Source organism: Sphingobium sp. R-21 (genome assembly GCF_049913335.1).
GTDB lineage: Bacteria > Pseudomonadota > Alphaproteobacteria > Sphingomonadales > Sphingomonadaceae > Sphingobium.
In genome coordinates, this window is the sequence record NZ_CP184374.1 from 2,946,277 (window position 1) to 2,960,490 (window position 14,214).

Annotated in this window: 13 protein-coding genes; 7 read left to right on the forward strand and 6 right to left on the reverse strand. The window is 66.7% G+C overall.

Features of this window, described 5'->3' with window-relative positions; genetic code table 11:
• Positions 1-18: 18 nt before the first annotated feature.
• Both ACN9MX_RS14195 and ACN9MX_RS14200 read right to left on the reverse strand, forming a co-directional pair.
• Positions 19-315: a hypothetical protein gene (locus ACN9MX_RS14195; RefSeq protein ID WP_363755640.1), complete on the reverse strand. Its 297-nt coding sequence runs from the start codon at positions 313-315 to the stop codon at positions 19-21.
• 106 nt (positions 316-421) lie between these two features.
• On the reverse strand, positions 422-3,745 hold the full coding sequence (locus tag ACN9MX_RS14200; protein ID WP_426387151.1) for a glycosyltransferase: 3,324 nt from the start codon (positions 3,743-3,745) through the stop codon (positions 422-424).
• Positions 3,746-3,975: 230 nt separating this feature from the next.
• Here ACN9MX_RS14200 and ACN9MX_RS14205 point away from each other — a divergent pair, with 230 nt between their 5' ends.
• Positions 3,976-4,143 (forward strand): hypothetical protein, encoded by a 168-nt coding sequence (locus ACN9MX_RS14205; RefSeq protein ID WP_363738842.1) that lies wholly within the window; start codon positions 3,976-3,978, stop codon positions 4,141-4,143.
• A gap of 61 nt (positions 4,144-4,204) precedes the next feature.
• Here ACN9MX_RS14205 and ACN9MX_RS14210 read toward each other — a convergent pair whose 3' ends face one another.
• The 3 genes from ACN9MX_RS14210 to ACN9MX_RS14220 are packed head-to-tail and all read right to left on the reverse strand — an operon-like array spanning position 4,205 to position 6,690.
• The gene (locus ACN9MX_RS14210; RefSeq protein ID WP_426387152.1) at positions 4,205-4,924 is read right to left on the reverse strand and encodes an anti-sigma factor family protein; all 720 of its coding nucleotides are present in this window, start codon (positions 4,922-4,924) and stop codon (positions 4,205-4,207) included.
• Positions 4,917-5,438: a sigma-70 family RNA polymerase sigma factor gene (locus tag ACN9MX_RS14215; RefSeq protein WP_363738846.1), complete on the reverse strand. Its 522-nt coding sequence runs from the start codon at positions 5,436-5,438 to the stop codon at positions 4,917-4,919. Before ACN9MX_RS14215 ends, ACN9MX_RS14210 begins: the two co-directional genes overlap by 8 nt.
• 10 nt (positions 5,439-5,448) lie before the next feature.
• On the reverse strand, positions 5,449-6,690 hold the full coding sequence (locus ACN9MX_RS14220) for a glycosyltransferase family 4 protein (RefSeq protein WP_363755642.1): 1,242 nt from the start codon (positions 6,688-6,690) through the stop codon (positions 5,449-5,451).
• 232 nt (positions 6,691-6,922) lie between these two features.
• Here ACN9MX_RS14220 and ACN9MX_RS14225 point away from each other — a divergent pair, with 232 nt between their 5' ends.
• From ACN9MX_RS14225 to mprF, 4 genes are read left to right on the forward strand one after another with little or no spacing between them, the layout of a single operon-like run.
• A complete protein-coding gene (locus ACN9MX_RS14225) occupies positions 6,923-7,711 on the forward strand; it encodes an AcvB/VirJ family lysyl-phosphatidylglycerol hydrolase (protein WP_426387153.1) in 789 nt (262 codons plus the stop codon).
• A gap of 41 nt (positions 7,712-7,752) precedes the next feature.
• A complete protein-coding gene (locus tag ACN9MX_RS14230; protein WP_363738850.1) occupies positions 7,753-8,196 on the forward strand; it encodes a DUF2147 domain-containing protein in 444 nt (147 codons plus the stop codon).
• A complete protein-coding gene (locus ACN9MX_RS14235; protein WP_426387154.1) occupies positions 8,193-9,617 on the forward strand; it encodes a virulence factor family protein in 1,425 nt (474 codons plus the stop codon). The genes ACN9MX_RS14230 and ACN9MX_RS14235 overlap by 4 nt, the downstream gene beginning before the upstream one ends.
• Entirely contained in the window at positions 9,614-12,259 is a 2,646-nt protein-coding gene (gene mprF / locus ACN9MX_RS14240; protein WP_426387155.1) for a bifunctional lysylphosphatidylglycerol flippase/synthetase MprF, read from the forward strand. Before ACN9MX_RS14235 ends, mprF begins: the two co-directional genes overlap by 4 nt.
• 151 nt (positions 12,260-12,410) lie before the next feature.
• Here mprF and hisN read toward each other — a convergent pair whose 3' ends face one another.
• Positions 12,411-13,196, reverse strand: a complete 786-nt coding sequence (hisN, locus tag ACN9MX_RS14245; protein WP_363755650.1) for a histidinol-phosphatase — start codon at positions 13,194-13,196, stop codon at positions 12,411-12,413.
• A gap of 128 nt (positions 13,197-13,324) precedes the next feature.
• Between hisN and ACN9MX_RS14250 the strand changes: the two genes are divergently transcribed.
• A complete protein-coding gene (locus ACN9MX_RS14250) occupies positions 13,325-13,753 on the forward strand; it encodes a VOC family protein (protein WP_363738855.1) in 429 nt (142 codons plus the stop codon).
• A gap of 154 nt (positions 13,754-13,907) precedes the next feature.
• Positions 13,908-14,144, forward strand: coding sequence for a hypothetical protein (locus ACN9MX_RS14255; RefSeq protein WP_133653506.1), 237 nt, complete (start codon positions 13,908-13,910; stop codon positions 14,142-14,144).
• The last annotated feature ends 70 nt before the right edge of the window (positions 14,145-14,214 follow it).

Sequence of the window (14,214 nt, forward strand, 5' to 3'; positions counted from 1 at the left end):
TCCCCGGCCGTGCCGGCATCAGGAGGGTTTCGGCGCCGGCGTGCCTTCGGCTGCGGGCTTGGCGGCATGCGCTGTCCTGTGATGCCGTGCGGCGACCTTGTGATGTGCCGCGGCCTTGTGGTGTGCTGCCTTGTGATGGGCGGCCGGGCGTGCGGCATGGTGCATCATTTCGCCCGACGAGCTGGTGCATTCGTCGGTCACGGTCTTGGAGCAGGGGGGATAGGAACTGGGCGGACTGGGCGGGGTGCTGGGCGCCTGCGCCATGGCGGCTGTGCCCATGCCCAAAGCGACGAGAGGGAAGATCAGGTATTTCATGGATCATCTCCTTCACTTGCTGGCGGCGCTTTGCCCGTCCTGACGGGATCTCCGCCGCCGATTGAAGGATGAAGCGGGTGCGCTGCCAAGTCATGTTAAGCTTTGTTCATGCCCCGGACGGAATGCCTGGCTGGGTGACGGCGACCCGGCCTGTCCGCTCCAGCTTGCCCCAGCCGACCACCCAGCCGCCAATGGCCGACGCGATCGCCCGCACCACGACCCAGTACATGATCTGGCGGTAGACGAAGCGCTGCGCCACCAGCAGGTGCGGCGGATAGCGCACGTCGTGATTGTCGAGCGCATAGGCCACCCAGCCGCAGAGGACGTCGATGCCGGTGAAGGCCAGCCAGTAGACGCCCATCGTCCACACATCGTTGCTGGTCTGCGCCCAGCCATGCTGGTGCACGCGGACCAGCGTGCCGATGATGGAGGTGATGAGCGCCAGGTCGATCAGGGGCGAAATGGCCGCGAACAATATCTGGAACAGCCAGGCCTGGGGCAGGCCGACCAGGGCAAGGCCGGTGGGCTTCCTATCGCGCAGGATGCGGCGATGCTTCCACAGGCATTGCAGCGTGCCGAAGGCCCAGCGATAGCGCTGCTTGGCCAGCGTCCTGAAGCTTTCGGGCGCCTCGGTCCATGCGACCGCTTCGGGATCATAGGTGACGCGCCAGCCTGCGCGCTGGATCGCGATGGTGAGATCCTGGTCCTCTGCCAGCGTGTTTTCCGGATAGCCGCCAACGGCGTCCAGCGCCGCGCGGCGCCACGCGCCGACCGCGCCCGGCACCACCGTTATCGCGTCGAAGCCGGCCAGCGCACGCCGTTCCAGATTCTGCGCGGTGATATATTCCACCGCCTGCCAGCGGGTGACGAGGTTCACGCGATTGCCCACCCGCGCGTCGCCCGCCACCGCGCCCAGCGTGGGGTCGGCGAACCAGCGGGCAAGGCGGCGGATCGTTGCCGGCTCGAACTGCGTGTCGGCGTCCAGCGCGATGACGACTTCTCCGGTCGCCTCCTGCAGCGCGCGGTTGAGCGCCGCCGCCTTGCCGCCATTCTGCAGCGTCAGCAGCGTGACGCGCGGATCGTTGGCGAAGGCCTCTGCAACAATGGCGCTGGTTGCGTCCTTCGACCCGTCGTCGGCGACGATCAGCTGAAGGCCCGGATAGTCGCTGGCCAGCACGCGGCGCACCGATTCTTCGATCACCCGCGCCTCATTATAGGCGGGGATGATGACGGAGACGGTCGGCTGATGATCCGGTGGCGTCGGCCGCCCCCGCCGCGCCTGGAACCAGGCGAGCAGCGTCATCAACACCGCCCGCGCCAGCCCCAGGGAGATGGCGACGTAGAAGATCCAGCCGAGTAGCGCGGAAAGTGTCGCCAGCACCACGAATGCGGCGACGTCGACCCGCACTGCCAGCAGGTCGCTGGCCTTGACCGGCGGCATGGCGGCATTCTGCGGCAGCCCGGCAAGTTGCGACACCGGCACGAAGCGATAGCCCTCGGCCCTCAGCTGCGCGATGATGCGGGGAAGCGCGGACACCGTCTGCGACCGTTCGCCGCCGCCATCGTGCAGCAGCACGATGTTCGCCGACCGCTCGCTGTCGGCCGCATGCACCTGATCGATCACCTGCTGCACGATGGCGTCGGCGCCGGGACGCTGCCAGTCATTGGGGTCAACGTGCAGCCCAACCACCGTATAGCCCAGCTTCTGCGCCGTCAGCGCGGGCCCCAGTTCGTCCGCGGTGGTCGGTTCCGCGTCCCCGAAATAGGGCGCACGGAACAGCCGCGTGCTGCGCCCGGTATAGGCCTGCACCAGCCGTTGGGTGGCGTTGAGCTGCAGCCGGGTCGGCTCTTCGGACCATGTGGCGAGATTGGGATGGTCATAGGTGTGATTGCCGATCTCGTCCCCGTCGGCAACGATCCGCTCCAGCAGGCCCGGATGCTCCAGCGCATTTTCGCCGATCACGAAGAAGGTCGCGGGCGTGTGGGTCTGTTCCAGCACGTTCAATATTTTGGGCGTCCATTCCGCGTCCGGCCCGTCGTCGAAGGTTAGGGCCAGCTTCTTGGGGTCCTGCGCACCGGTACGCTGCACCTGATAGGGCGTCGGCATCGTTTCATAGATTTCCTGCGCGATCGTTCCCTGCTGCCCGAAGGTGATGGCGCGACGGCCCTGCGTGGGCGTGGCGGTGATGCGCAGTATTTCCCCGGAGCCCTCGACATCCGTGTCCAGCGTGCTCGCCATCACGTCCAGCTTCGGGCGGCCGCCGGTGCGCCAGGCGGTCAGGTCCGACCAGATGCCTGGGTCTTCGCTGCCCAGCCGCCAGAGCGCGACGCTCTGGATGCCCAGCCGCTTCAGCACCAGCAGCTCGTTCCAGCTCGCGGCGGCGTCCAGCATCCAGATCTGGTGGCGCTGCCCCGCCTCGTCATAGGCAAAGCCGGCATTGCCGCTCGCGGCGTCGTAAAGCGGACGGGCGTCGCTGTCATGCGCGGCCAGCCACGCTTCGTCCAGCGACAGGGCATCGGCGGTGCCGCCATGCCAGTCATAGGCATAGCTGCCCAGCGCGACGACGATATGGTCCGCGCCGATTTCACGCAAGGCGGTCTCGGCTTCCCGCGCGAACCATCCTTGCGCGGCGATGGGGCCCGGCTCGCCACCCTGCCAATGCTGATCGTAATCCATCAGGATCACCCGGTTGGCCACAGCGGCGAAGCGGGCAAGCGGCCAGCCCTGTTCGCCCGCGGGCACGGTCAGCGCGATCTGCGTGCCATGCGGCATGGCCGCGCGCAGCAATTGGAGGAAGCGCAGATAGCCGGGCATGGCATTGCCCGGCAGCGATTCCAGGTCCATGACCAGCCCCGCCTCATGGTTGCGGGCAACAAAGCCGCCTAGCTGCCGGGCGAGTGCCTGCGACGCAGCCGGATCGCGCAACAGCCGCGCCGCACCCGCGCCGTCCCAGCTTTCGCTGCCGATATTCTGCACCATGGGCAGCACTTTGGGCGGCCGGGGCATGGCGGCGATCATGCGGTCGAACGCGGGGTCGCTGGCGACGTGGATGGGCTGGCCGGAACCCGATATGGTGACCAGCGCCGGCACCACCCAGTCGAGCTGTGCGACATGGCGGCGCAGCGACGCGATGCTGCCTTCGTCGCCGGGCATGTAGAAGCCGATGTTGAGCGGCCGGGCCTGCACGTGACGCTTGCCCCAATGCGGCAGCCATTTGGCGATATCGTGCCGCAGCGACGATATGCCCGACAGGCGCGCCGCATGCGGCTGGGGCAGGGGCAACGCAAGGTCACCCTCCGACGGGACGGCGACCAGCGTGGTGGCGAAGGCGATCGCGCCCAGCAGGATAAGCAGCAATGCGCCCGCCAGCAGGCGCCGCGCCCAAAGCCCCCGGCGGCCGGTGGGATCGAAGAAGATTGGTCTGCTCATGGTTCGCGCTGTCGCCCTGTTTCGGGACCGCCTTTACGCGGTGGGTCATGCCGGGCCAATGAGCCGCTCATGAACTATTGGTCATGAATCCTCTCAGGGATGCGAGGATGCGAGCACGCGTCGCGGCACGCCCGGCCAAGCTTTTCTACCCCGATGATCAGCAAAGCTTGAAAGACAAATCTCTATCTGAACACTAGATAAGACGCGTCTCGATTCGCAGGAGAAGAAATATGGAATGGCGCTCTGCAATCGGTCGGCACTGGGGTCGCTGGAGTGACGCCATGAAGCGCGAATTGTTGCGGGAGCCCGACCGCGTGCTGCTGGACCGCGGCCCCGAAGCCCTGGCGCCATCGACCGAGAAAAGCGAACGGATGGAACCCTCGCTGGAATTGCGGTGACAATGGCTGCGGGCTTGCTGCCGTCCGCGCGGCGTCCCTCATCGCAGCGGAAAGCTGCCCCTCAGATCCGCGTCAGCGCCTCCGCCGTCGCGTCCATAAAGCCCGGTTCCTGGTCTCCGGTAAGGGCGTAGGACATGTCGCCGCGCCGCCAATAGGCCACGGACTGTTCGCCCTCCCGCACCGCATCGGGATGCTCGGGCGCGGCGGTCTTCTGATGCACGGCGAAGATCGTCATCCTATGTCCCGTTTCAGTGCGCACCGCCATCAGCAGGGCGGGCGTCTTGTCGGTCGGGAAAAGCTGGACGTCGGTGACATGCCAGTCATCGGGCAATTGCGGCATGGCGATGCGGGTGTTGCGCGCCACTTCCCGCGCGTCGAAGCGGGGGGCTTCGATCTGCGAACGCATGTCGGCGCGCAGCATGGCGATCCGGTGCGAGGCGACGGCATAGTTGACATAGGATGGGGGGCGTTCGATCCCCGATATCCACACGGCAAGCGCTGCTGCCAGGCCAGAGGTGGCGAGGCCCGTAGGCATCAGGCCGCGCCAGCGGCTTTTCTGCGGCCGCGTAAGCCGTCCTGCCATGTCCGCCAGGCGGGCGGGCACCGGCCGCCGGTCATGCGTCAGCATCCGCAGCGCGCTACGGATGCTGAGATCGCCCATCACGCGCGCTGCAAGGTCGGGTTGGTGCGAAAGATGCGTTTCCACGACAAAGCGTCGCTCCACATCCAGTTCACCGTCGATATAGGCGTCGATCTCCATATCGGTCGGACGATCAGTCATCGCTTCCTCCTATCAACCGGAGGCCAGCCGCTCCCTGCTGCCCCTCTTCCTTTTCCCTGAGCGCGGCGCGCGCACGCGCCAGCCTTGACATCACCGTGCCCACGGGCACTTCCAGAGCCTCTGCTGCCTGCTGGTAGCTGAAGCCCTCGATAGCGGTCAGATGAAGCACGGCGCGCTGATGTTCGGGCAAAGCGGCGAACTGCCGTGCGATCTGGACAAGCCGGGCATGCTCCTCCTGCCCGGGCTCCAGCCGGTCGACCAGCGTTTCGGCAAAGCGGTCGTTGCGCCGAGCCTCGGACGCCTCGCGCCGTTTCGACGAGAAGAAGACATTATGGACGATCGCCAGCAGCCAGCGGCGGCGGTTGCGGTCGGGCTGGAACGTCTCCTGCCGCTCTATGGCGCGGACGATGGCGTCCTGCACGACGTCGTCGGCATCCTGATCGTCGCGGGTCAGCGAGCGGGCATAGCGCCGCATCGCGACCAGATCATCCCTGATGTCGGAGCCCTCGTTCATCACGGCCCTATCATGCGGCCCGCGCCGTCGGCGTTGCAAGCGGGACGTGCACCAGTGCGCCATAGCAGCGCGCCACATCGTCGAGCACGTCGTCCCAGGTGAAGCACGCCGCCGCAGCGGCCGCCGCGGCACCCAGCGCAGCGCGGCGACGGGGTCGGCGAACAAGGTCCGCCACCGCCGCCGCATAGGCCCCGACATCCGCCGGCGGCACCAGCAGCCCGGTGCGGCCATGGGCGATCATGGTCGATGCGCTGGGCACATCGGCGGACACGATGGCTAGGCCGGATGCCATCGCCTCCAGATTGACATTGCCGAATGCCTCCGTGACCGAAGGGTTGATCAATATGTCGGCGCTGGCAACGGCCCGGCCCAGTTCTTCACCCGACAAATGGCCCATGAAGGTGGCATTGGGCAGATGTTCCGCCAGCCAGTTCCGCGCCGGGCCTTCGCCGACGATCAGCGGGCGCACCGCCAGGCCCTCGGCACGGACAGCCGCGATCGTCCGGGCGAAGACGGCAAGCCCCTTTTCCATCACCAGCCGCCCGAAGAACAGCGGCACCGCATCGCCGGGCGCGTGGCCGAGGCGCGCGCGGAGGCCCTCGTCGCGCAGCGTGGGGCGGAAACAGTCCGGGTCGATGCCCCGTCCCCAGATCGTCACCCGTTCCGTACCGAAGCGCGCCGCCATGTCCTGGGCGATTGGCTGCGTCGGACAAAGGATGCGATCGCAATCGTCATAAAAGCGATCCAGATAGCGCTCCACCGGCCCGCGCAGGAAAGACAGGCGATAATAGTCGAGATAGGTTTCGAAGCGGGTATGCAGGCTCGCGACGACCGGGATGCCGAGCGCGCGCGCATGTTTCTGTGCCTGCCGTCCCAGCAGGTCGGGGGCGGAAAGATGCACGATGTCGGGTGCGAATGCCTCGAAATCCTCCCTGACGGCGCGGGGGAAGCCCAGCGCGACGCGATATTCGGGACGCCCGGGGATGCTGATCGAACGGACGGAGCGCACGTCCCCCACCGATTCGAATGCTTTGCGTGGCGCCGTCGGCGAATAGATCCGGACCTCTGCCCGCAGGCGGTGGAGCAGATAGGCGACAAGCCGGTTGAGCGCCTGATTGGCGCCGTCCCGCACGCAATCATAATTGCCGGAAAACAGGGCGACCCGCAGCGGACGGCGCAACGCCTTCGTCAGCGCGAGGCCGGATGTGGGCAAGCGTATCGAACGGGAACGAAGATCGGCGGCATTGTCCATCGCCGATATACGCCCGGCATCATCTGACTATTCCATGGGCAGTCGGGCTTTTGCAGGAAGATGACCGGCTCGACTGTTTTCATTTTCCGCGATTTCCTGACCGGCGATCAGTTCCGATCGGCTGGAAATCGCTCTAGGCTGGGTGGGTGACTCCATGTTCGCCCTTGCTCATGCTGACCGGATTTCAGCATCCATCCCTTGCCATGGTCCGTTCTGTCCCAGGGGGCGATGGATGCTGAAACAGCGCCGCCATGGTGGGGCAGGGCGGCCCCGGCGACGGGTTCGTCTGGCCCTGGCGGTGATTGCCGTCCTTGCCGTCGCGGGCGCGGCCTATTGCCGTTATCTGGGCTATCCCGACGGGCAGCTCTTCACCGTCCTTCCGGCACAATCGCCCCGGCAGGATGGTACGGTCGCGGTCTTCTTCTCCGGTGACATGGGATTCAATACGGGCATGGGGCCGGTCATCGCCGGCCATGTGGCGCGACAGGGCGTTCCGGTGATCGGGGTCAATTCGCTGACAGCCTTTGCCCGCCGCCGCTCGCTGCAGGAAAGCGCGGCTCTGGTGGAGCAGGCGGCACGCCGCGCCCTCTCGCTGCCGGGCGCGCGCAGGCTGGTGCTGGCCGGGCAATCCTTCGGCGCCAATATATTGCTCGCCGGGCTGGAGCGCCTGCCGCCCCGGTTGCGGTCCCGCGTCGCCATGGTCGCGCTGATCGTCCCGGCCGACACCATGCTGTTTCGCGCCACGCCGGGCGGCGTGTTCGACTTCGGCGACGACGGCCCGGCTACTCCCGTCGCCCGGGCACTGGATTGGGCCCCGGTATTGTGCATCCACGGTATCGAGGAAAGCGGGAGCCTCTGCCCCGGCTGGCGCCAGTCCAATGTGCGCGTCATCGGCCTGCCCGGCGGCCATTTCCTGGACGATGATTCGCAGCGGGTGGCGGAAACCCTGCTGCGTGCCTTGCCTGCCGCGCCGCCGAACATTGCCAAAAGTTCAGGCAGCGCAGAGCCTCCCGCAATCTGAATGCGCCTAGGACGGTGATTGATCGGGAAAGGAGAGGGCATATGAGGGTGGGGAGGCTTTGGGCACTGATGGCATTTCTGGCGGCGGCCGCGCCCCTGTCGGCTGCGCCGGTGTCCGCTGCCCACATCCTTGCTCCGCCGCCTGAAGGCATGTGGCTCAGCCCGCACAACAATGTGGCCGTGCGCACCGGCGCCTGCGGGGATCGGCTGTGCGGCTGGATCGTCTGGGCCGACCGCGAGGCGCAGGCCGACGCGCGCGACGGTGGCACCGCTCGGCTGGTCGGCACCGAATTGCTGGAGGATTATCGCGCCGAGGGCGAGGGCCAATGGCGCGGTACTGTGTTCGTCCCCGATCTGGGACGTCGTTTCAGTTCGGAAATCAGCCTGCTTTCACCGGGTCAGTTGCGGGTCAAGGGCTGCATATTGGGTGGCCTCATCTGCAAGTCGCAGCTCTGGACCAGGATTGAACGGTTGCCGGTGCAATGATGATCGCCGTTCGCCGCGCCCGTCTCTGGCTCGTATCTGCTTTCCTGGCGGCGGCTGCATTGCTGCTGTCGACCTCCAACGCCGCCAATCCGGCGCGGGCGGCGGCCGATCCGCTGCCGGGCGCGGCAGGGCCGGTGGTGGAAAGCCAATATGATCTCCCTCCCATGGGCCGGATCATGGTCTATCGGCCGGCGGGCGTGCCCAGCGGAGTCGTGCTGTCGCTGTCGGGCAGCGACGGCTGGGACGATGAAAGCGCTGACGTCGCCCGCGCCCTGTCGGCACGCGGCGCGCTGGTAGCGGGGATTTCGACACCGTCCTTCCTCCAGGCGTTGCAGGCGACGCACCGCTGCATCAATCCCAATTACGGGATCATCGCGCTGGCTCGCGACCTGCAGCACCGGCTGGCCCTGCCCATGTACGACAAGCCGATCCTGATCGGCCGTGGCGAGGGGGCGGCTCTGGCCTATGCGACGCTGGCCGCCGGACCCGATGGCGCGTACAAGGCGGTATTGTCGCAGGATTTTACGCCCCTTCTGAACGGCGGAGGATCCTGGTGCCGGTCCGGCAGCCTGAAGGCCGCGATGATGCGCCAGGGCCGTGGCTTCGCCTTTGCGCCCAGCCGCCGCTTGCCCTCACCCTGGATTGCCCTGGCCGAAGTCCATGCGAGTCCGGCGCTGCGCCGGTTCGTTGCCCACACCGGCAGCGGCACGCTGGTAACGGCGGCAAAGGGGCAGGGGGAACTCGCCCTGCTCTCCCGCATTCGGCCGTTCCTTGCCGCGCAGCCCGTCGACGCGGCTTTGCCCAGCGGGTTGCCGCTCAATATCGTCGCCGATGCCGCCGCGCCCAGGACAGACATGATGGCGGTCCTTTATTCGGGCGACGGCGGCTGGGTCGGGCTGGACAAGGACGTCGCGGGCCAGCTCGCCCGTGGTGGCATCCCGGTCGTCGGCGTCGACAGCCTGTCCTATTTCTGGAGCCAGCGCACGCCCCAGGGGGCTGCCCATGACCTGAGCGCGATCATCCGGGGTTATTCGCGTCACTGGCACCGGCCCCGCATCCTGCTGGTCGGATACAGCTTCGGCGCGGACGTGCTGCCCTATATCGTCGGTGGCCTGCCCGCGGCCCAGCGCGCCCAGGTGCAGCGCCTGTCCTTGATGGGGCTCAGTCCCACCGCCGATTTCCAGTTCCATCTGAGCAGTTGGCTGAACATGGATTCGGATAGCCAATATCCGACCATCCCCGCCATAGAGCGGCTGCGCGGCGTGCCCATGCTGTGCGTGCGCGGAACGCTGGAGAATGACAGCGCCTGCCCCTCCATCCCCGCCGGACTGGCGCAGATGGTGGTGGTGCCCGGCGGCCATCATTTCGATCGCAACGCTCCGCTGCTGGTGAGCCACATGCTGCAGGGGCTGGCGATATGATCGCGCTCGACCGGATCAGGGCGTGGAAGGGACCGCTCATGGTGGTCGCCATGCTGGCGGTGGCGGCGATCGGACTGGCGGCGCTGCACGGCCTCTTGGCGGAAGTGCGGCTGAAGGACATCCGCCATGCGGTGCACATGATCCCGGACTGGCGGCTGGCGTCGGCGCTCGCGCTGACGGCGGTCAGCTATGTGGCGCTCACCTTCTACGATTATGTCGCATTGCGCATCGTCGGGCGACCCCTGCCGTGGCGGACGGCCGCTCTGGCGTCCTTCTGCAGTTACACGCTCAGCCACAATCTCGGCCTTTCGCTGCTGACCGGCGGATCGGCACGCTATCGCATCTACACCGCCGCCGGGCTGGAGGCCGGGGACATAGCGCGCATCATCGCCTCTGCCGGCCTGTCCTTCTGGGGCGGCGTATTCCTGCTGGCGGGCGGTTTGATGCTCGTTCATCCCGCCGACATCGGGTTCGTCGCCGGGGCGGTGGGCATGCCGCTGCAGAGGCTGGCGGGCGGGGCGATCCTGCTGGCCGCTGTGGCGGTCCTGTTCCTGCTTGCCCGCCCCGGCCGCGCCCCGCGCCTGTTCGGCTGGCGGATCGCCCTGCCGACGCAGGGGCAGGCGCTCGCCCAGGTCGGGGTCGCCTGCATCGATCTCGCCGCCGCCAGCGCCGCGCTCTTCATCCTGGTGCCCGGCATCGCCCCGACGTTCTATCCCACGCTGTTCCTGGCCTATGCGCTGGCGATCATCGTCACCCTGGTCAGCCATGTGCCCGGCGGCCTGGGCATATTCGAGGCGGTGATCGTCGCCACCCTGCCCGATGTGGACCGGCCCAGCCTGCTGGCCGCGCTGATCGCCTATCGCCTGATCTATTACCTGATCCCGCTGCTGCTGGGCGTCATCGCCATCGCACTGCATGAAGGCAATGGCTGGCGTCATCCCGTCGGCCGGGTGCTGGGCGGGGCCCAGGCCGCGGCATCGGGCATGGCGCCCCTCATGCTGTCGCTGCTGGTCGCCGTGGGCGGCGTGATCCTGCTGATTTCGGGCGCGTTGCCCGCGATCCAGCAGCGCATGCTCATCGTGACCGGCTGGCTGCCGCTCAGCTTTATCGAGGCGTCCCATTTTGCCGCCAGTATCGTCGGCACGCTGCTGATCCTGCTTGCCTCGGGCCTCTATCGCCGGCTCGATGCGGCTTTCTGGATGACGCGCGCCTTGCTGCTGGCAGGTGCGTTCTTCTCGCTGATCAAGGGGCTCGACTATGAGGAGGCGAGTGCGCTGCTCCTTATCGCCGCGCTGCTGCAATGGACGCGGGGCGCCTTTTACCGCCGCACCAGCTTCATGGCGGAGGCGCTGACCCCTGCCTGGATCGCGACGCTGGCGGTAGCGGTCGGCCTGTCGATCTGGATCGGCTTCTTCGCCTACAAGCATGTCGATTACCAGAACGACCTGTGGTGGCATTTCGGCCCGCACGCCAACGCCGCCCGCTTCCTGCGCGCGGGCCTTGCCAGCGCTGTGCTGGCTGTCGGTGCCGCCTTCTGGCGCATGTTCCGTCCCGCGAACGCACCGCGGCCGATCGATCACCCGTCAACCACGGCCAGCGGCGATGCGCTGCTGCTGGCCGAACGGACAGATGCCCTGCTGGCGACCACCGGGGACAAGCTGTTCCTGACCTCCGCCACCGGACGGGCGTTCGTCATGTACCAGGTGCAGGGGCATAGCTGGATCGTCATGGGCGATCCGGTCGGTGACAAGGCGGAATGGCCCGACCTGCTGTGGCAACTGCGCGAGCGCGCCGATGCCGAACAGGGTCGCCTGCTGCTCTACCAACTGAGCCTGGATGCGCTGCCCCTGGCCATCGACCTGGGCCTCGCCATCGTCAAATATGGCGAGGAGGCCCGCGTCGACCTGCATCATTTCACGCTGGAGGGCGCCGACGCCAAGCCGCTGCGCTATGCCGAGCGCCGCGCCATGCGCGAAGGGGCGACGTTCGAGATTGTGCCCGCATCCGCCGTTCCACCGCTGCTGCCGGAATTGAAGGCGATTTCCGACCAGTGGCTCGCTGCCAAGGGCCATGGCGAAAAGGCCTTCAGCGTCGGTCGTTTCGACCCGGACTATATCGCCGCCTGCAACTGCGCGCTTGTCCGGCAGGAAGGGCGCATCGTCGCCTTCGCCAATATCTGGGAGACCGCCAACCGCCGCGAACTATCGGTCGACCTGATGCGCCACGCGGCGGAGATGCCCTATGGCACGATGGATTTCCTGTTCATCCGCCTGATGCAATGGGGACGAGAGCAGGGCTATGACTGGTTCACCCTGGGCATAGCGCCGCTGTCGGGCATAGAGGCGCGTCGTCTTTCCCCCTTCTGGGCCAAGGCAGGCGCCTTCTTCTTCCGCCATGGCGAAAGCTTCTACGGTTTCGAGGGGCTGCGCGCCTATAAGGACAAATATGCCCCGCGCTGGGAACCGCGCTTCATTGCCGGACCGCGCGGCATCTCCCTCTCCCGGGCGATGATCGATCTGCAGAAGCTGGTGGGCGGCGGTCCGGGGAGTTCCGCGACGCGGACAAGGCGGCGGCTATCCACCGTCCGCGACAGAGAGCAACGCCAACCGGCTGCGGAAGAAGAAGTCGTCTATATGGAATGATCAGGCGCTAGGACAGATCGACATTCAGATGATGACGAGCCGAAAATGGTGGTTTTTCGTGACCCGGCGCGCAGCGTACTTCCAGTAGGTGAGCACCGGAAGCGCGAAAGGCCGCCATTTGCAGGCCGTCAGGGCTGAATGCCGATCCGTCCTAATGATGGTCGTGCCCCTCGGCCAGCGCCTCCAGCACATCGTCGAGGCGCGCGGCATCGCCCAGCGCGATGACCTGGCCGTCGCTGTCATGGGTCAGGGGCTCGCCAGCCCAGTCGCACATGCGCCCGCCCGCGCCCTCGACCACCGGCACCAATGCGGCCAGGTCGTGCAATTTGAGGCCCGCTTCGACCACGATATCGACATGGCCGGACGCGACCAGTCCGTAATTATAGCAATCCCCGCCCCAGACCGTGTCCCGGCATTGTCCCGCCAGCCGGGAAAAATGCTCCCCGGTGCAGCCAGGAAACAGCTGCGGCGCGGTGGAGGCCAGGATCGCCTCTTCCAGGGCGCGGCAGGGGCGCGTCGTCACCGGCTTGCCGTTGAAGGTCGTCGGCTGCCCCATCATCCCGGCCCAACGCTCGCCGGCGATGGGCTGGTCGATGATGCCGACGGTGGGCCAGCCCGCCTGGGTCAGCGCGATCAGCGTGCCAAAGATCGGTCGCCCCGCAATGAAGCTGCGCGTGCCGTCGATCGGATCGAGAATCCACACCCGCTCCGCATCCTCGCGGACCGCGCCATATTCTTCCCCGATGATACCGTCCTGCGGCCGTTCCTTCTCCAGGATCGCGCGGATCGCAGCTTCCGCCGCCCGGTCCGCCTCCGTCACGGGGGACTGGTCGGATTTGAATTCCATGTCGTAGCGCGCGCGGAAAAAAGGGCGGATCGCCGTGCGGGCGGCGTCGGCAAGGCGGTTGGCAAGGGTCAGGTCGTCGCGGGTCGTCATGCTGCCCGCCTAGAGCATTTTGTCGCCCGGCGGAACGGTCGACGGCCGGAAAATGCGCAAACATATGTCGCGATGCGCGCGCCAAGAGGATAGGTTGGGCCTTCCTCGATCCTTGAAGGAGGGATGTGATGCCCGGTTCTCCCGTCATCCCCGGCCTGCGCTATGCCGATGCGCCCGCCGCCATCCGTTTTCTCTGCCAGGCATTCGGTTTCGAAGTGCAGGCCAGCTATGAGGATGCGGACGATCCGCACATCATTCACCACGCCCAGCTGGTGCTGGGGGAGGGCATGGTGATGCTGGGCAGCGCTCGCGACGGCGAGGCGGAGTCGCTCTATCGCTGGACCACGCCCAGGGAATTGGGCGGCGTCACCACCTGCATCTATGTGATCGTGCCCGATGCCGACGCCCATTGCCTCCACGCCCGGAACGAAGGCGCCGTGGTGGTGACCGAGCCGCATGACAATGACGGCTATCCCGGACGCGGCTATGAAGCGCTGGACCCGGAAGGCAATATCTGGAGCTTCGGCACCTACGATCCCTGGACGCATTCCGCATAGGGGGGTCGACCTGGTTGAATCAGATCGCGGCTCCAGATTCCTTGTTTTCCGCGATTTCCTGACCGGCGATCGGTTCCGATCACTTGGAAATCGCCCTAAACTTCCCCCGTTTCGCGCCGTCCTACGCCTTCGACATGTCTTGAAGGAGTTGCAGGTGGCGCTGGTCGGCTGGATTGTGAGTTTCATGGCCCTGTTCGGGGGGCTGGCGCTGTGGCAGGATATGCCGGCCGACGGTTCGCCCGCATTGGCGAACATCCTGTTCATGCTGGCTCTGCTGACCTGCCCCTGGCTGTGGCGCGACAAGCCGCTGGGCATATCGCTCAGCCAGCGCATCTTCCTGGCCATGGCGCTGGTGTGCAGCCTGCCGCTGCTGCTGTTTCCGCGCAATTGAGCAAAGTCGCGCCGCCCGATTTCCACGAACAGGCCAAAAAAAAGCCGCCGATGATCCATCGGCGGCTTTT

Coding starts and splice junctions, on each gene's coding strand:
- ACN9MX_RS14250 (WP_363738855.1), top strand. CDS start 13,325: ATGCCCGGTTCTCCCGTCATCCCCGGCCTGCGCTATGCCGATGCGCCC.
- ACN9MX_RS14195 (WP_363755640.1), bottom strand. CDS start 315: ATGAAATACCTGATCTTCCCTCTCGTCGCTTTGGGCATGGGCACAGCC.
- hisN (WP_363755650.1), bottom strand. CDS start 13,196: ATGACGACCCGCGACGACCTGACCCTTGCCAACCGCCTTGCCGACGCC.
- ACN9MX_RS14210 (WP_426387152.1), bottom strand. CDS start 4,924: ATGACTGATCGTCCGACCGATATGGAGATCGACGCCTATATCGACGGT.
- ACN9MX_RS14230 (WP_363738850.1), top strand. CDS start 7,753: ATGAGGGTGGGGAGGCTTTGGGCACTGATGGCATTTCTGGCGGCGGCC.
- ACN9MX_RS14200 (WP_426387151.1), bottom strand. CDS start 3,745: ATGAGCAGACCAATCTTCTTCGATCCCACCGGCCGCCGGGGGCTTTGG.
- ACN9MX_RS14205 (WP_363738842.1), top strand. CDS start 3,976: ATGGAATGGCGCTCTGCAATCGGTCGGCACTGGGGTCGCTGGAGTGAC.
- ACN9MX_RS14215 (WP_363738846.1), bottom strand. CDS start 5,438: ATGAACGAGGGCTCCGACATCAGGGATGATCTGGTCGCGATGCGGCGC.
- mprF (WP_426387155.1), top strand. CDS start 9,614: ATGATCGCGCTCGACCGGATCAGGGCGTGGAAGGGACCGCTCATGGTG.
- ACN9MX_RS14225 (WP_426387153.1), top strand. CDS start 6,923: ATGCTGAAACAGCGCCGCCATGGTGGGGCAGGGCGGCCCCGGCGACGG.
- ACN9MX_RS14220 (WP_363755642.1), bottom strand. CDS start 6,690: ATGGACAATGCCGCCGATCTTCGTTCCCGTTCGATACGCTTGCCCACA.
- ACN9MX_RS14235 (WP_426387154.1), top strand. CDS start 8,193: ATGATGATCGCCGTTCGCCGCGCCCGTCTCTGGCTCGTATCTGCTTTC.